This window comes from Psychrobacter sp. WY6 (assembly GCF_018448495.1).
Classification (GTDB): Bacteria; Pseudomonadota; Gammaproteobacteria; order Pseudomonadales; family Moraxellaceae; genus Psychrobacter.
The window spans coordinates 1,066,154-1,083,439 of record NZ_CP049902.1 but is presented as its reverse complement, the minus strand read 5'-3'; the positions used below and the strand labels follow the sequence as shown (position 1 = coordinate 1,083,439).

12 protein-coding genes and 6 pseudogenes are annotated in these 17,286 nt (G+C 44.3%); 11 read left to right on the top strand and 7 right to left on the bottom strand.

Going from position 1 to position 17,286, the window contains the following annotated elements; all coding sequences use genetic code 11:
• Positions 1-33 precede the first annotated feature (33 nt).
• Positions 34-711, bottom strand: a complete 678-nt coding sequence (locus G7Y90_RS05455) for a hypothetical protein (protein WP_250163606.1) — start codon at positions 709-711, stop codon at positions 34-36.
• 345 nt (positions 712-1,056) lie between these two features.
• Here G7Y90_RS05455 and G7Y90_RS05450 point away from each other — a divergent pair, with 345 nt between their 5' ends.
• The 4 genes and pseudogenes from G7Y90_RS05450 (at position 1,057) to G7Y90_RS05435 (ending at position 2,362) form a co-directional block, all read left to right on the top strand.
• A complete protein-coding gene (locus G7Y90_RS05450; RefSeq protein WP_201580827.1) occupies positions 1,057-1,758 on the top strand; it encodes a DUF4442 domain-containing protein in 702 nt (233 codons plus the stop codon).
• 118 nt (positions 1,759-1,876) lie between these two features.
• Positions 1,877-2,152 (top strand): Rid family hydrolase, encoded by a 276-nt coding sequence (locus G7Y90_RS05445; RefSeq protein WP_250163605.1) that lies wholly within the window; start codon positions 1,877-1,879, stop codon positions 2,150-2,152.
• A pseudogene (locus G7Y90_RS05440) lies at positions 2,103-2,222 on the top strand (hypothetical protein); the annotation flags it as partial. The gene G7Y90_RS05445 and the pseudogene G7Y90_RS05440, both read left to right, overlap by 50 nt.
• Before the next feature lie 47 nt (positions 2,223-2,269).
• The gene (locus G7Y90_RS05435) at positions 2,270-2,362 is read left to right on the top strand and encodes a RidA family protein (RefSeq protein ID WP_250164042.1); all 93 of its coding nucleotides are present in this window, start codon (positions 2,270-2,272) and stop codon (positions 2,360-2,362) included.
• A 176-nt stretch (positions 2,363-2,538) separates the two neighbouring features.
• On the opposite strand, the gene gspE is transcribed toward G7Y90_RS05435, so the two are convergent.
• Complete coding sequence (gspE, locus tag G7Y90_RS05430) at positions 2,539-4,092, bottom strand: type II secretion system ATPase GspE (RefSeq protein ID WP_198329571.1); 1,554 nt, start codon at positions 4,090-4,092, stop codon at positions 2,539-2,541.
• A gap of 161 nt (positions 4,093-4,253) precedes the next feature.
• On the opposite strand from gspE, the pseudogene G7Y90_RS05425 reads away from it, so the two are divergent.
• Positions 4,254-5,070 (top strand): annotated as a pseudogene (locus G7Y90_RS05425) (thiazole synthase).
• A 113-nt stretch (positions 5,071-5,183) separates the two neighbouring features.
• On the top strand, positions 5,184-6,623 hold the full coding sequence (locus G7Y90_RS05420) for a WS/DGAT/MGAT family O-acyltransferase (RefSeq protein ID WP_250163604.1): 1,440 nt from the start codon (positions 5,184-5,186) through the stop codon (positions 6,621-6,623).
• A gap of 53 nt (positions 6,624-6,676) precedes the next feature.
• On the opposite strand, the gene G7Y90_RS05415 is transcribed toward G7Y90_RS05420, so the two are convergent.
• Together G7Y90_RS05415 and dxs are read right to left on the bottom strand one after the other, a co-directional pair.
• Positions 6,677-7,504: an inositol monophosphatase family protein gene (locus tag G7Y90_RS05415; RefSeq protein WP_250163603.1), complete on the bottom strand. Its 828-nt coding sequence runs from the start codon at positions 7,502-7,504 to the stop codon at positions 6,677-6,679.
• 348 nt (positions 7,505-7,852) lie between these two features.
• Positions 7,853-9,910 (bottom strand): 1-deoxy-D-xylulose-5-phosphate synthase, encoded by a 2,058-nt coding sequence (gene dxs, locus G7Y90_RS05410; RefSeq protein ID WP_250163602.1) that lies wholly within the window; start codon positions 9,908-9,910, stop codon positions 7,853-7,855.
• Positions 9,911-10,464: 554 nt separating this feature from the next.
• Here dxs and ribA point away from each other — a divergent pair.
• The 3 genes and pseudogenes from ribA to G7Y90_RS05395 all read left to right on the top strand — a co-directional run bounded on the left by ribA (position 10,465) and on the right by G7Y90_RS05395 (position 13,058).
• Positions 10,465-11,134, top strand: a pseudogene (gene ribA, locus G7Y90_RS05405) (GTP cyclohydrolase II).
• A gap of 30 nt (positions 11,135-11,164) precedes the next feature.
• A complete protein-coding gene (hemF, locus tag G7Y90_RS05400; protein WP_250163601.1) occupies positions 11,165-12,166 on the top strand; it encodes an oxygen-dependent coproporphyrinogen oxidase in 1,002 nt (333 codons plus the stop codon).
• Between the two features lie 421 nt (positions 12,167-12,587).
• Positions 12,588-13,058, top strand: a complete 471-nt coding sequence (locus tag G7Y90_RS05395; RefSeq protein WP_045452554.1) for a c-type cytochrome — start codon at positions 12,588-12,590, stop codon at positions 13,056-13,058.
• A 112-nt stretch (positions 13,059-13,170) separates the two neighbouring features.
• Here the strand turns inward: G7Y90_RS05395 and G7Y90_RS18425 are convergent.
• The 3 genes and pseudogenes from G7Y90_RS18425 to G7Y90_RS05375 all read right to left on the bottom strand — a co-directional run bounded on the left by G7Y90_RS18425 (position 13,171) and on the right by G7Y90_RS05375 (position 15,640).
• Positions 13,171-14,155 (bottom strand): annotated as a pseudogene (locus tag G7Y90_RS18425) (mechanosensitive ion channel family protein).
• A gap of 115 nt (positions 14,156-14,270) precedes the next feature.
• Positions 14,271-14,851: pseudogene (gene gloA / locus G7Y90_RS05380) on the bottom strand (lactoylglutathione lyase).
• Positions 14,852-15,001: 150 nt separating this feature from the next.
• A complete protein-coding gene (locus G7Y90_RS05375) occupies positions 15,002-15,640 on the bottom strand; it encodes a carbonic anhydrase (protein ID WP_045443399.1) in 639 nt (212 codons plus the stop codon).
• 491 nt (positions 15,641-16,131) lie between these two features.
• On the opposite strand from G7Y90_RS05375, the pseudogene G7Y90_RS05370 reads away from it, so the two are divergent.
• Together G7Y90_RS05370 and G7Y90_RS05365 are read left to right on the top strand one after the other, a co-directional pair.
• Positions 16,132-16,797: pseudogene (locus G7Y90_RS05370) on the top strand (ATP-binding cassette domain-containing protein).
• On the top strand, positions 16,776-17,147 hold the full coding sequence (locus G7Y90_RS05365; protein WP_250163599.1) for an ATP-binding cassette domain-containing protein: 372 nt from the start codon (positions 16,776-16,778) through the stop codon (positions 17,145-17,147). The pseudogene G7Y90_RS05370 and the gene G7Y90_RS05365 overlap by 22 nt, the downstream one beginning before the upstream one ends.
• Positions 17,148-17,286 lie beyond the last annotated feature (139 nt).

Below are 17,286 nucleotides of genomic sequence, written 5' to 3'. Positions count from 1 at the left end.
GCTCTGGATCATTTGCTGCCCTTTGACACAGTTTTAAAATGCACCATCTTGAATGGCGTAATTCATTTGAGATAAGCTACTTGTTGTATAATTAGACGCTGCCATGACAGGACGAATGCCTTCGACAAACTCTTCATAGCCATACGCTTGATGGAAGCTAACCATGGTAAAGCGCTGCTGGCTAAAACCTTGATTTGGATTAGCTTGGCTTTGGTTGACACTGTTATCACGCTGCGCTTGCTGAAATTCGGCAAGTTGCTGCGATAGCTCTGTTAATAACTCAAAGCTTTCTGGCAGCAAATACCACGCACCGCCCTCATCTTTATCAAAATAGGCTTGGCTGGCACGGTTTTTATAAGTCACAGTTTTTGAATTGGTAGGGCTATGCATTTGAAGGACAGACCAAGCCGTATTGCTTAAGTTTTTTTCGCGGGCATTCTGTGCGGCTTTCGCGACAAAGAACGCATGATTGACGATTTCAGGCACTTTTACCAAGTCTTGGTGTTTAGATTGAAAATCCAAAAGTACCAAGCATACGATTTCACGCCAGCTAAGCGCTTGCAATAGCTGCCCTAACAAATCTGCCTCATCGGCTCTCGGCAGATAGTCGGTATATCGCTTAGCAATTTGTAACAGTCGATAGGTTTTTCCCGTACCAGCAACGCCTGTATAAATGATATTGGTCGGCACATGAATTGACGTGTCAGGCATAGCTTCATCCAGCATAGAAAAAGGAAATAAGAAAATAATCAATAAGATACGCTAAAATATCATCATTATAGCGTGGCTGTCTTTATGGCATCCAGCAGCACTGTTTATGAAAGCATCTAAGTGATACGATGTTGCGTTGAGCGATAGCATTCCTAGCATCTAGAGTATCATGACGTTAGCCCTATTTTATAAGCGCAACAGTTCATGCTAATAATAGTAGGCAGACGGCGGTTAATGTACCATAGTGAGCATGGCAGCTTGCACAATAGGCATCCTATCAGCTGCTATGATGAAATATGTAACACTCAAAGCGTCATTTAATCTATCTACATTAAGGAATTTTGTATGTCAGGATTATTAAAAAAACTCCCTAGCAAGCTAACCAATAAATTGCCAGCCAAAACCTCTGACAGCACAAGATCGCCCGTCGAAAAACCCAACAGCACGCTCAAGCCCATCAGCAATCAATTTACCAAACTGTTATCTATCACCAAGTACTTACCTGCCAGCGCACGCTCGAGCATCTTATCCAAAGCCTTTGGTAAAGTGGTTCCATATGTAGGCACAACGGGCGTCTATTATGAAACGGTCGAACCCAACCAAGTCGTCGTGAGCTTAAACAACACCAAAGCAGTGCAAAATCATATTGGCTCTATTCATGCGGTCGCCATTACCTTACTTGCCGAAACAGCGACTGGTTTTATTTTGGGTTTAAACCTACCCTCTGACCGCGTACTATTGATTAAATCATACTCGGTTAATTTTTATCGCCCGATTAAAAAAGGTCAAATTGCAGCAGTGGCGTCTTTATCGGATGAGCAGCGCTTAGATATCCTAAATACACCAAAAGGCGAAATGGTAATTCCGTGCGTCATTCATGACCGTGAGTCTGACAGTGATCGTGACCCTATCGTGGTTGAGATGACATGGGCTTGGATTCCTAAGTCTGAATTAGAAGCCCGCCGTCAAGGCAAAAGTAGCGAAAAGCCGCTAGAAGCTGACACTGAATCTAAAACAGAAGTCGAAGCTGAGCAAAACGACCAATAACTGGTTAAGCATAAGTAAGACATAATGTGTCATCTAGTGTGATGAGACATTATGTTTGTTAAACTTGTATAGTGAATTTAAAAAAATTGTGAAAAAAACGTATAATAAGGAGACAGCGATGTCCAAGATTACCCATAAATTGACTACCCATTTAACTAAGGCGTTGCTCGTGGGCGCGTGCTCACTAGGCCTTGCTATGACAGCGAATGCGGCGCCAATGGCAAATACCGCAAGTGTGACTAAATCTAGCCCTGTATTTCTTGGTGATGGTGGCAATTATCCTTTTTCAGAAGCAGTACGGGTGGGCGATACGCTATACATGTCTGGACAAATTGGTTTTAAAGATGGCAAATTGGTCAAAGGTGGTGTCAAAGCCGAAGCCAAGCAGCATTGATAATATCAATGAAACCTTGTTAACATATGGCTATCAAAAGTCAGACATCGTCAAATGTATGGCGATGCTGACAGACATGGATGACTTTGACGATTTTAATAAAGTCTATAAGCGGAATTGGCCAAACCTTATCCGGTACGTTCAGCCTTTGGCGTCGCTGAATTGGCGGCAGGTGCCAGCGTTGAAGTTGAATGTATCGCTGCAAAATAATAGCGATGTCACACGTTAAATTATTAAAAGCACTGAAGTATTCAAAACACTAAAGTATTAAAAACAGTAAAGAATGACCATCAAATAACTGGCTACCAGAGCCAGTTATGTTTTATCTGCTATACAAACCCTTTGGCTGAGGTAGATTAAACAATCACCAATGCACTCTAGGCACTTTATACAAGTATCGTGTCATCAGCTAAGGCACTCTCTTTCGTCACTCGTAGCACTTCCTCTAACGTCGTACGACCTGCAATGACTTTATGTAGCCCATCCGCACGAATCGACGGTGTCTGCTGACGTGCGTACTCCTCTAGCTCATACTCGGCGGTATTACTATGAATCATACGGCGCAAGGTATCATCAACCGGCACCACTTCGTATATCGCCGTCCGTCCTTTAAACCCTGATTGATTGCATTTGTCGCAGCCAACTGGTCTGGGTAGATTGATAGGTGTAGTTGTTAAATTTTCAGCACCATTCTCTGAGACTGGCACAATACCAATTTCAGTAAATAATTTGGCTTGCTCACTATCAGCAGCCTGCCAGCCATGACAATGTGTACATAAAGTACGCACCAAGCGCTGGGCAACGACACCAATCAGCGATGACGATAATAAAAATGGCTCAACGCCCATATCTTGTAGACGCGTGACGGCACCAATGGCGGTGTTGGTATGCAAAGTTGATAAAACCAAATGTCCAGTAAGCGACGCTTGTACGGCAATCTCTGCCGTTTCTAAATCGCGAATCTCACCAACCATGACCACGTCCGGATCTTGGCGTAACATCGCACGTAAACTTTTGGCAAAAGTCATATCGACTTTGTTATTAACCTGCGTTTGCCCAATGCCATCGAGCTGAAACTCAATCGGATCTTCAGCGGTCAAGATATTGCGGGTTTGGTCATTGAGGTCGGTCAATGCTGAATATAGCGTCGTGGTTTTCCCTGAACCTGTCGGCCCTGTCACCAAAATAATGCCGTGTGGGCGATGAATCAAGCGTTTTAGCTCGCTATAATCGTTATCAGACAGCCCTAAATACGTCATATTCAAGCGACCAGCTTGCTTATCTAATAGACGCATGACCACGCGCTCACCAAAGCTCGATGGCAATGTCGATACCCGCACATCAACCTCACGCCCTGCCAGCCGTAAGCTGATACGTCCATCTTGTGGCACGCGTTTTTCGGCTATATCGAGCTTGGCCATGACTTTGATACGCGATACCAATAACGGTGCTAATTGGCGTTTTGGCGTAATGATTTCTTTTAATTCACCGTCGACACGAAAGCGAACGACCAAGCGTTTTTCAAAGGTTTCAATATGGATATCTGAGGCGTTTAAACGTATCGCTTCGGACAACAATGCATTGATGAGACGAATGATAGGCGCATCATCTTGTTGATCCATCAAATCTTCAGTTTCAGGGACACTATCTGCCAAACTATCGAGATCAGGATGGTCTTCGAGTCCAGCGGCAATATGTTGCGACTCACCAGTATTGCCTGCATAAGCGGCGTTCATGCGCTTTTCAAAGTCATCGGCGCTGATGCTTTCATAAGTGGGCACACCGCGTACCCCTTGCTGCTGTAAAAATCGCACTGCCTCATTAATCGCTGATAATGGCGTGGCTTTGGTCAGCACCAAAGTCGCTGGCAGCTCAGGATCAATGGCAAGTATGGCCAAAATTTGATGGCGTTTCGCAAAACTGTACGGCAGTTGCATCATAAAAGCGACCTGATAGATAAAGACAAACTTAGAAAGAAACTCGTGTCAAAGCATAGCAAACGTATTATGCTTAACAGGCTAAACCAAAAAACACTGCAAGTAAGATTGCATGATTTTGTTATAATAGCATTTTGTTTTACTTGCCATTAGGATTTTCAGTTATGTCAGAGAACACGAGCACTGCTACTCAGCCAACGCCCCTTTTACAAGATACATTTATGGTCGGGAGTCGTACTTTTTCTTCTCGCCTGTTGGTCGGTACGGGCAAATATAAAGATATGACTGAAACGGGCGCCGCCATTGGCGCGTCGGCAGCAGAGATTGTCACCGTTGCTATTCGTCGTACCAATATTGGCCAAAACAGCAATGAGCCCAATCTACTTGATGTGATTTCCCCCGATAAATACACCATCTTACCCAACACTGCTGGTTGTTTCGATGCCGAGACTGCCATTCGTACCTGTAAGCTTGCTCGCGAGCTGTTAGGCGGGCATAATCTGGTTAAGCTTGAAGTATTGGGCGATGAAAAAACCCTCTATCCGAATGTGATGGAAACGCTAAAAGCTGCCAAAGTATTGATTGATGACGGTTTTGAAGTGATGGTTTATACCTCAGACGACCCTATCGTCGCTCAAGAATTAGAAAGTATGGGCTGTGTGGCAATTATGCCACTTGGTAGCTGATTGGTTCAGGTCTGGGTTTGCTGAATCGTCACACCCTCAGTCTTATTATCGAGAATGCCAAAGTACCGGTATTGGGCAGGCGTTGGCACGGCCTGATGCAGCGCTGGCTATGGAGCTTGGCTGTGATGGCGTCCTGATGAATTCGGCGATTGCCAATGCGCAAAACCCAGTCATGATGGCCCATGCCATGAAGCATGCCATCTGGGCAGGGCGCGCGGCGTTTTTGGCAGGTCGTATGCCAATGCGCAAAATGGCGACTGCCAGCTCACCGCAAACAGGATACTTTTTTCAATAGCTTTTAAATTTAATAACCATTATTAAATTGATAGTATTTAATAAAAAGTCAGCTATAAAATAATAATAAAAGAAGTAACTTTTACTCAACTTATCGTCATAAAAGGATTTATTATGCGGCTTCTCACAGCAGTCGACCAGTTGTTTTTACTTCTTGAGTCGCGTAAACAGCCCATGCATGTTGGAGGTCTATTTCTATTCGAATTGCCAGAGAATGCGGGTAGCGGTTTTGTTTGCCAATTGGTCAAACAGATGCAAGATTCTGATGTGTCGCCTACCTTTCCTTTTAACCAAGTGCTTGAGCATTTTGCTTTTTGGAAAAAGGACAAGCATTTTGATGTTGAGCATCACCTCCATCATGTTGCCTTACCAAAGCCTGCACGGGTTCGCGAGTTATTGATGTATGTTTCAAGAGAACATGGTCGGCTGTTGGATCGTGCCATGCCATTGTGGGAATGTCATGTGATTGAAGGTATTCAACCAGAAAACGAAGGCGACCCTGAGCGTTTTGCCCTATATTTCAAAATTCACCATTCGTTGGTTGATGGCATTGCTGCCATGCGCCTTGTCAAAAAATCATTATCACAATCGCCCACTGAGCCAGTAACGCTACCGATTTGGTCATTAATGGCACGCCATCGTAATCAAGTCGATGCGATTTTACCCAAAGAGCGCTCCGCATTACGCATCATTAAAGAGCAAATATCTACCATTAAACCTGTATTTACCGAACTGCTGGATAATTTGAAAAATTATGGTGATGACAGTTATGTCGGTACTTTTGATGCGCCGATGAGTGTGCTCAATAAACGCATCTCAGCCTCACGGCGCATAGCCGCGCAGTCTTATGATATTCAGCGTTTTAACGATATTGCTGAGCGACTAAATATCAGTAAAAACGATGTGGTGTTGGCGGTATGTGCGGGTGCTATTCGTCGTTATCTCATCTCCATGGATGCGCTGCCTAGCAAGCCACTCATTGCTTTTGTACCGATGTCGCTGCGTACAGATGACAGTGTGGCAGGCAATCAATTATCCTTTGTACTAGCCAATTTGGGCACGCATTTAGATGATCCTTTGAGCCGAATCAAACTGATTCATCGCAGTATGAATAACGGCAAGCGCCGCTTTCGACGTATGAATCAAGCCCAAGTGATTAACTACAGCGTGATTGCCTATGCTTGGGAAGGTATCAATTTAGCGACCAGTCTATTTCCCAAAAAGCAGGCGTTTAACCTGATTATCTCTAATGTGCCTGGTTCTGAAAAACCACTATATTGGAATGGTGCACGTTTGCAATCGTTGTACCCTGCGTCTATTGTCTTCAATGGTCAAGCAATGAATATCACCCTTGCTATTTATCTAGATAAGATTGAATTTGGGATTACGGCTTGTAGTAAAGCACTACCACATGTACAAGAAATGCTGACGCTTATCGAAGAAGAGTTGCAACTGTTGGAAACCACCAGTAAAGCGCTTAAGTTCCAAGGCATTACGGTTGAAGATAAAGGTGACTATAAGAATAATGGTAAAACAAAAAAGCTGGCTCCATAATGGAACCAGCTTTTTAGTGTTAAGTTATCTTAATAATTATACTTAAGTGGTGCTTAAAACACGTCACCCCACGTTGGAACAACCACTTGCATCAATGGCTTCAATAACTTAATGTTACAGGCGAAAATAGAGCCTGAAGTCATTGAGTTGTGTGCACCTGTATGGTCAACCACCACGCCACGTGCTTCGGTCACGATAAGCTCACCTGCCGCGATATCCCAAGGCTTAATTGACATCTCAAAATAACCATCAAAACGACCGGCAGCGACATAACATAAATCAAGCGCAGCAGAGCCTAAACGGCGCACTTGACCGCCAGCTTCAGAGATTTTCTGTAAGCTCTCAAAATGCTGCTTGGCATAAGAGATGACTTCGCCATTGCGTTTACGCTCAAGCGGATGACCAGTGGTAAATAGACCGCCATCAATCGTTTTGCGCTCGCTCACTTGCATGCGGCGATTGTTCAAGCGCGCGCCTTTACCACGGCTAGCAGAGAACATCTCATCACGGACAGGGTCATAGATCACGCCATGTTGGGTCACGCCTTTATGCTGCACAGCGATAGACACACAAAACTGCGGCACACCATGGACGAAGTTTTTGGTGCCATCTAGCGGATCAATAATCCAGCACCAGTCCGCATCTTCACCGCGACCTTCTTGCATACCAAACTCTTCACCCAAGTACGAGTGATTTGGATAGCTGGCTTTTAGGGTTTCAATGGTCAGCTCTTCGCTAAAGCGATCAATACGCGTAACCAATCCATCAAGCCCTTTTGACTCAATATCCAATTCAATTTTATGGCGGTTTTGATGCGCATATAAAATCTCTTTACCAACTTTTTCAGCAGTACGTGCTGCGATGACGACCATGGGTTCCATAAATAACCTATTTGCTTGATGAATGAATGTCAAAAATAAGACGAACTCTGTGCCCACAACATGCCAATTAGCCGCTCACACTGTATTTATACGATTAAAAAATGCGCCATTTAAAAGCGATGATCGCATTATACTAAAATTGTTCGATAAAACAAACAAAAAAACCATGACGTTCGTCAAACCAACCCAAATTTTGGTGGTCATCACAAACTGCGTAAGTTGTAAAAAAGTCAGCACCTACGACTAAGTAGGCGTTCGCTCTATCGATCGAGCTTTTATCTATTTAACCAATACTCTGTCCAAATGACAGCTAAAAATCTTAAAAACGTTAAAAGGTATAACTTAAACTTACAACAGCAACTGTTCAAGCTGCCTTACCACACCATTAACATCTAAACCACAATCAACCATTTGCTCTGCTTGTGAGCCATGGGCGACAAAGCGATCTGGAATGCCGATATTAATAACGGCAGGGCGGTTGTTTTTAAAGGCTGGCGATTCGTTAAGCAAATACTCATTTACCGCACTGCCCGCGCCGCCCATAATCATGTGCTCTTCCAAAGTCGCAATGTGTGTAATACCTTGCTCTAATAATTTTTCTAATAATGCCGTGTCTAAAGGTTTTACCCAGCGCATATTAATGACATGTACCTGACAGTCTGATGCTATATCATTGTCAATTAGGCTTTCTGCCGCTTGCTGAGCCGTCGCAACCATGGTACCAAATGCGAGTAGCGCTAGCTTTTTAGGCGCATCCTCACTACCTACTACCGACTCTATCACTGCCTTGCCAACGTTATAAGTCTGTGCTGGCGATGCAATAACTGCGCCAGTACCGACACCGCGCGGATAGCGTACTGCCGTGCAGCCTTGGTATTCATAGCACGTATTGAGCAAATGGTAGCATTCGTTTTCGTCTTTTGGCGCGGCGATCAGCATATTGGGCACGCAGCGTAAAAAGGCAAAATCGAATACGCCTGCATGAGTTGCACCGTCTTCACCGACTAAACCTGCTCGGTCAATAGCAAACATCACATCAAGGTTTTGCAAAGCCACATCATGAATCAGCTGATCATAGCCACGTTGCAAAAACGTCGAATAAATCGCCACAATCGGTTTGACGCCTTGGGTTGCCATACCAGCAGCCAGTGTGACTGCGTGTTGCTCAGCGATGGCCACATCAAAAAACCGCTCCGGAAATTGACGGGCAAAATCAATCATGCCCGAGCCTTCTTCCATAGCAGGTGTGACGGCAAGCAGCTTATCGTCATCAGCAGCCTTATCACATAAGAATTGCCCAAATACTTGCGAGTATTTTAACGCAGGTTTGGTGTTGGACAGCGATTTTTCTGTGGTGACAGCCTGAGCATCAGTCTTGATTTCGACAGGGAGCTTGCTGATAGCATGATAGCCGACGGGATCTAACTCAGCTGGGGCAAAACCTTTGCCTTTGGTGGTATAAATATGGACTAACACAGGCCCTTTTATCTGCTTGGCAAGTGACAATACCCGCAGTAGCTCAGGGATATTGTGACCATCAAACGGACCAAAGTAGGTAAAACCAATCGCTTTAAATAAGTTGTCTTCTAACTGCGGCACATCACGCATCTCTTTGTGACGCTTGCGGCGATCAAAGCCTTGCATATCAGGGCGCTGGCATAGTACTGGCTCGCCTGCATCAGAGATATCAACCTGATATCCTGACTCCCATAGCATCGCTAAATGCCGTGAAAAACCACCGATAGAACAAGAGATCGACATATCATTGTCATTTAAAATGACCAATAAATCTGCATCTTGTTGCACCGCATCATTCATCGCTTCAAACGCCATACCACCGGTCATTGCACCATCACCAATGATACAAGCAACGGTTTGCGCGCGACCTTGATAGCGCAGTGCTAAGCCCATGCCTAAACCAGCTGAGATTGACGTCGATGAATGACCAACGCCAAAGGTATCGTAAACGGATTCTGCACGCTCAGGAAAAGCAGTCAAACCATCTTTTGAGCGAATCGTCGCCAACTGATCACGGCGACCCGTCAAGACTTTATGGGCATAGGCTTGATGACCCACGTCCCAAACGATTTGATCTTGCGGCGTATCTAGTAAGTAATGCAGCGCAATGGTCAACTCAACCACGCCCAAATTGGCACCAAAATGCCCACCGCTTTGACCTGCTGAATACAATAGAAATAGCCGCAGCTCATCAGCCAAGGTGATAAGTTGAGTGGTTGTCAGAGTATTAAGATCAGCTGGCGCTGCAATGCTATCCAGCAAAGGCGTATCAGGACGGACGCGTGGAATCACAGTATAAGTCTGCTGTAAATTCGACAGCTGGGCAGCAGAATCGACAGCTGGCATAGATACGGACTGAGACTGTGGGGAATGAGGTGACTGCTGCATAAACCGTACGATACCTACCAATCTGCTGACAAGACAGCCTCTTAGTGCATAATGCTACCTAAGTGACGTCAATAATATCTACACCATTATTGGTGTAATCGACCATATAACTGTTCATAAATTTATTCAGGCAGCCTCTATGTCTTTATATAAACATATAGAAGATGCGCCGAATAGCACGTACGCTGCCGTAATGGACAGCGATGGAGCTTTGCTTTCGCGCTTTCATAACAAGGGATAATATTATGCCTTATTATTCTGCATCAATATTGGATGTTAGTGACGACATAGTAATGTAAGGGCAAAGACTTGTCACTGTATCCGTCAAAATAGTATGGCATAATAGCATTTATTTTTAATTGTCGCTTTAATCATCGTGCGTCGTTTGTGAACTTTGTGTGTTTTTATAATAAAGACAATCAGCATGCACTCTTTACGAATGAATTATACTGGCATAATCCTACTTTCATCATGCAGCTAGGATGTCATCGCTGTTTTAATATGGTTAAAAAAGACCCTCTACCGCCACGCTTATCGGCTTATGCAGGACATTAATGTCATATCAATTTATTACCAGTGCCAAACTACCTACTCGTCATGGCGAGTTTGATATTCATATCTTTGAAAACGACGAAGGTCAAGAGCATGTGATGCTGACTGTCGGTCTGCCTGTCGTCGATCAACATACGGCGGACAACTCCCCGAGTCAAACGGACGCCACGCGAGCAAAAAACCATTCCATTGATTCGTATTCATTCAGAATGCTTGACGGGCGATGCTTTTAGCTCATTAAAATGTGACTGTGGACCGCAGCTCAACACGGCGATGCAGGCAATACAAGAAACTGGCTGCGGGGCGATATTATACTTGCGCCAAGAAGGTCGCGGTATTGGTCTGACCAATAAGATTCGCGCTTACGCCCTGCAAGACCAAGGTCATGATACTTTAGATGCCAACCTCATGTTGGGCTTACCCGCTGATGCGCGCATTTATGATATGTGCGGCCCGATGCTCGCTCATATCGGTGTTGACGCCGTCAGACTCATCACCAACAATCCAGACAAAGTGGCTTATCTAACCGAGCACGGTATTAATGTCGTGGAACGCGTGCCTTTATTGGTTGGGGTGAATGATATGAATGCTGAATATTTAGCGACCAAGCGCGACCGCATGGGTCATTTATTAGATAAAGATTTCAATACCGCGTTACATCTTAATAAATAGACATCAATACACTAAATAAATAGATATTTTATGAGTATTTCAAATACAGATAATAAGACAGAGCTATCAGCGACAGACTTAACAGTGCCAGCCAATAACGACATCATGCGTGTGCGTGAATTTCTGGTCGATTTGCAGGCTCGTATCTGTCAAGCCTTAGAGGCGCAAGAGCGCGATGGTGGCGGCAATGCAACCTTTGTGCCTGATGACTGGGAACGTCCTGAAGGCGGCGGCGGTCGCTCGTGTGTCCTAGCAGATGGTGAGGTGATTGAAAAAGCGGGTGTAATGTTCAGTCATATTCACGTGCATAACTTGCCTGCTTCAGCCACTGCACGCCATCCCCATATCGCTGGTCGTAAAGCCCAAGCCATGGGGGTCTCATTGGTTGTCCATCCCAAAAACCCGAACGTCCCAACCAGCCATGCCAATGTGCGTTTGTTCGTTGCTGAAGCTGAGGGCGAAGACCCTATTTGGTGGTTTGGTGGTGGTTTTGATTTGACGCCGTTTTATCCCGTACTCGCTGATTGCGTGCATTGGCATCAAGTCTGTCATGATCTGTGCGCGCCTTTTGGTGACAGCGTCTACCCTGACTTTAAGCAATGGTGTGATGAGTATTTTCACCTACGTCATCGTGATGAGCAACGCGGTATCGGCGGCTTGTTTTATGATGATGTCAATACAGAAAGTCGCGGCTGGGACTTTGAAACCTGTTTTAATTTTATGAAGGCGGTCGGCAACGGTTATCTTGACGGTATCATGCCCATCTTTGAGCAGCGTAAAGATACCCCTTATACCGAGGCACAGCGCGAATTTCAGCTCTATCGCCGTGGTCGCTATGTTGAGTACAACCTTGTTTATGACCGCGGCACGCTATTTGGACTACAAAGCAATGGTCGTATCGAGTCTATCTTAGTCAGTATGCCGCCGCTTGCCAGCTGGCATTATCGCTTTGAGCCGACTGAAGGCTCGCCTGAGTTTGCATTGACCGATTTTTATCTAAAACCACGCGATTGGTTGACTCTATATGTGTGAATATAATAAAGGCTAAGGTATTTATTAGCTTGTCTTTAGAGAGTATCAAGAAGGTCAGCTATCCACGCTGACCTTTTTATATGAGCGCAAATTTATATGAGCGCAAATTTATATGGGCGCAAATTTATATGAGCGAAAGTCACTGACTCAAAAATTACGATGATATAACAACTAAATTTACGTCCACTGCACGGATAACCGTTACAATGAAAACTATTGTTGGAAAAATCCTTTAGAAGCGAATGCGTTTCCAAAAGATGATGAGGTAATTTTTATAACAATACGCTTTATTTAAAAGCAGTATTTAAAAGAAACCTTTCGATTTAGAAGAAGCCTTTAAGGGCAGATACTTAAAAATAGTATGTAAAGCCAGCGTTTATAAGCGCGCCTACTACTAACCAATTTTACAGGAGTAATTCACATGGCACAGTTTCATACCAACCAATCATTAAAATCTATCTTTGGCATCACATTGATGGCAGCCGCCCTAGGTCTAACAGCGTGTAGCACTGCCACTGACCCTGATGTAAAAGCCCGCCAAGATAGCATGAAAAGCTATGGTGATGCGATGGGTGTCATGGGTGATATGATGAAAGCACCTGACACCTTTGATGCCGCCGTATTCAAAGAGCAAGCCGCATTTTTAGCAGAAGACGCTGCTACGCCTTGGACTCATTTTGAAAATAAAGAAGCCGTTGGCAATGCGACTGATGCCGTTTGGTCAAATGCCGATGGTTTTCGCGCAGAAGCAGAAAACTTTCAAAAAGTCACTGCTGAGCTGAACGCTGCTGCACAAACAGCCACTAGCATCGATGATGTCAAACCAGCCTTTGGTGAAGTCGGCGCCAGCTGTAAATCATGTCATACCGATTTTAAAGTCAAAACTGACTAAATTGTCATAAATTGATATCGTAAAAAAATCCGCCATGTCATTTGATATGGCGGATTTTTATTTCGAAAATTTTGTGTAAAAGGCCGTTCTTTAAAATAACGCGCTAAACAAATTACTCTGCCGCTGCTTTATTAACATCGTTATTAACATCGATCGCCTTTTGCTCATGCAATTTATTCACAATCGATGTCACTGATGGATCACTCAAATCTATCGTGCGTATCGGGAATGGAATGTTGACGCCTGCTGCATCGAGTGCGCTCTTAATCTCAACGATCACTTGATGAATCGAGGTCACTTTGTTGGCTTGGGTGCCGTCTTCGATAAACCAACGTACCATCAAATCAATCGTTGAATCACCAAAACCCGTAGCAATCACACTTGGCTGCGCTTTCTTCGATACGCTTTCGACTTTATCTAACGCTTGCAGAATCTCAGCTTTTGCTGCTTCGATATCATCTTCATAGCCAATACCAACAGCCACTTGCAAACGGCGCTGCTTATAGGCGGTATTGACAGTCAATGCTGAGGTATACAAATCAGAATTGGGAATAACCACTTGCCGACCGTCATACGTCTTGATAGTCGTGGCGCTATCTTAATATCCTCAACCGTCCCTTCATAGTCGCCTGAGACAATCTGATCACCGATGCGAAACGGCTCTGAGATTAGCAGCAAAATACCAGAGAGCAAGTTTTGAAAAATATCTTTAAAGGCAAAACCAATAGCGACGGAACCAATACCGAGTGCACCAATCAGCTTAGCAGGGGTAAATCCGGGCACGGCAATCACCATAGCAATCATAAAACCGATAAAAATGATGAGTGCGCCGCCTACTCGCTGAAACACTTTAACCAAGTTCTGATGCCGACTGCGACTGCCTAAAAGTTTGTATACCACTTTTTGAAGACAATCGATAGAAACCAAAAAATCAGAATAACAATAATTGATGCGATAAAATAGGGAATGCGTTCAACAAAGCCAACCACTATCTCATTTGCTGAATCAATGATGCTTTGATATGTCAGTACATCCGTCGTTACTGGTTCAGCCGCTATATTGGTATTTACTGTCGTTTCTGCCTCAGAGGTAGGCATCTAGACGTCACTCCTTTGGTTGGTTGGCTTTATGCTTCCATTCACTCGATTAATTGATTGTTTGACTGGGGTATGTCCTAGATTAACTGACGTATTGACGTACCAGCCTGTCAAGCTAGCCCATTAAATCTGCTTGTACAATTTCAATCCAGTAGCCATCAACATCTTTGATAAAGGCAATGTTTTTCATGCTGCCATCTTCTGGACGTTTTTTGAATTCGACATTATTTTTATCAAACCAAGCAACCGCTTCATCGAGACTAGGTACGCTAAAACAGATATGTCCAAAGCCTTGTGGCTCACCATTACCATCATGGTAACTAAAGTCAGCTTTCGTTTCGGTACCATAATTATGGGTCAATTCTAAGATGCCGCGTTGACGGAAGGCAAAGATTTCCAAATCATCACCCGCGGGCAAATTGTCGCGCTCGCTTTCAGTTAACTTGGCTAAAAATATAAATCAAAACCCATGTCAGGGAATTTTTTTACCGCCAGCAAAGTCATACCAAGGACACCGGTATAAAACGCCAACGACTTGGCAGGATCTTTGACACGTAGCATGGTGTGGTTAAAAGTAAAACCTGTCGTCTGTGCTGAGATAGGCTGCACACCATCGGTATTGACGCTGCTCGTTGGTTGAGCGATAAGTGATTCGTTATTATTATCAGTGGCTGAGCCAGTATTTGCTATAGACATAGTCATCCTAATATTGACAAAATAGAGAGTTTAAAAGCAAGCGCGTGAATTTTTTACGCGCTTGACCCTTTTATCATAATAAAAAATCGCGAAAGCATTGAGTGGATTTTGTAAGAGCGCACACTGGGTGCTACCCATTTAACCTATTAATTAGCTGTCTAAGAAACGTACTTTTCCTGTCTCCAAATCATACTCTGCACCCACGACCAGCAATTGACCGCTATTGGTTAAGTCCTCTAATGCCCGCGAGCCATGTTTGAGCTGGCTAACTGACATACGGACGTTGGCGCGGATAGAGCGATCGACCAACTCGTCGGCATCGACATCTTGACCATTGGCAGTGGCAAGCTCATGCAAGTTATAAACGCTTGGGCGAATGCGATCGACAATCGACTGCAAGTTGGGTGAATAGTTTTTCTCAGGATTGATCAGTGTCTCAACACAAGCCGTGACAGCGCCGCAATGTGAGTGCCCAAGCACGACCACCAATTTTGTACCGAACTTTTCGGCCGCAAATTCAATCGAGCCAATCTGTGAAGGCGCGACGACATTACCCGCGACTCGAATAACGAACAAATCACCCAAGCCTTGATCAAATACAATCTCAACTGGTACTCGTGCATCCGAGCAACCCAAAATAATGGCCAATGGATCTTGATCTTTAACCAATTCAGGTCGTCTTTGCATTGTTGGGTCAGTGGTGGTCAAACTATCTATGTAGCGCATATTGCCTTCTTTTAAAAGCGCAAGAGCTTCTTGACCAGTTTTCGGGCGTGTATCGTTAGGCATAAGACATCCTTTATCATTAATAATATTAGCGTTATAAACAGCTTTCCACACATGTATTCAAACATAGATTTGCGAATGGCTACTAACCTATCAGGCACATTATGTTTGTCTGCCATACCGTGATTGTATAGGAATAAAAACCAAAAAATGATAAAAAATTTTGTTTAAATATCGTCATAGAATGGCAGTTATTGCCAATCATACAGAATTATAAAGTTGGAAGTGAAACTGAAAAACAGAAATGCGTTAGCCAAAACCGAGCATCAAACAGACAACACCAAACTATCAAGCATCAACAGCCATTGACAGCGTAACCGTGTTGCTCGCAGAACTTATAACGAACTTGCACTGATTTATATCAAGGGTTTGTTATAATACGCGGCGACCAAATCGGGTTTACACCCATCGCTTATATCCATATCAAATCACCTTGACCACAGTGTCCTAAATAAATAGCTGTACTGCGATGTCGGACACGTCGGAATAATATTATGACCAATTCACCGCCAAATATGCACAGAGCCTCTGCATCACCTCAAGATGACAAAGTACTACTGCAACTGACTGGTCTAAAAAAACCTATGATCAAACTGAAGTTTAAAGACATCAATCTTGATATCAAGCACGGTGAATTTTTGACGCTGCTTGGTCCATCAGGCTGCGGTAAAACAACCTTACTGCGCCTAATCGCTGGTTTTGAGCAGCCAAACGCTGGGGCAATTTTCTAGACGGCGTACAGATGGCAGGCTTGCCAGCGGATAAACGTCCCGTGAACACAGTATTTCAGCAGTACGCCTTGTTTCCACATATGAGTGTCGCGCAAAACGTGCTTACGGGCTTAAGCTCAAAAAGTACCAAAAGATGAGATTCAAACCCGCGTGCGCGAGATGCTCGCCATGGTACAGCTGGAGCATTTAGCCAATCGCAGACCACAAGACTTGTCTGGTGGTCAGCAGCAGCGTGTCGCCATTGCACGAGCCGTCATCAATCGTCCTAAACTGTTGCTACTTGATGAGCCCCTATCTGCGCTCGATCATAAACTGCGTTTGCAAATGCAATCTGAGCTTAAACGGCTGCAACGAGAGCTTGGCATCACTTTGTATTTGTCACCCACGATCAAGAAGAAGCACTATCAATGTCGGATCGTATCGCCGTAATGAAAGATGGCACTTTTCAGCAAATCGGCACGCCTATTGAGATTTATGAAACGCCAGCGAATTTATTTACCGCCAAGTTTATCGGTGAGACCAATTTGTTTAAAGCGGAAGTCAGAGGCGTTTATCCTAACCAACCAGATCGCGACGGTCGCGTGACCAATGGCCGTATCGAAGTCGAAGTTTGTGAAGCACAAGCGCAAGACGGTCCGACCACCTTACGCAATTTACGCCGTCCTGATTTTGCTAACGATGTACAAGTGGGCGATATCGTTAATTTATTGCTACGCCCTGAAGATTTACGATTTATGACCCCAATGATAAAGAACATGGTGGCTTACTCGGGCGAGTGATTGAGAAAGCAACTATAAAGGTAGCACCTTAGATTCGATTATTGAGTTAGCAAACGGTCACATTATTAAGGCTTCTGAATTCTTTGATGAGGATGATCCAAGCTTTGATTACAAGTTAAATGAAGGTGTCAAAGTATCA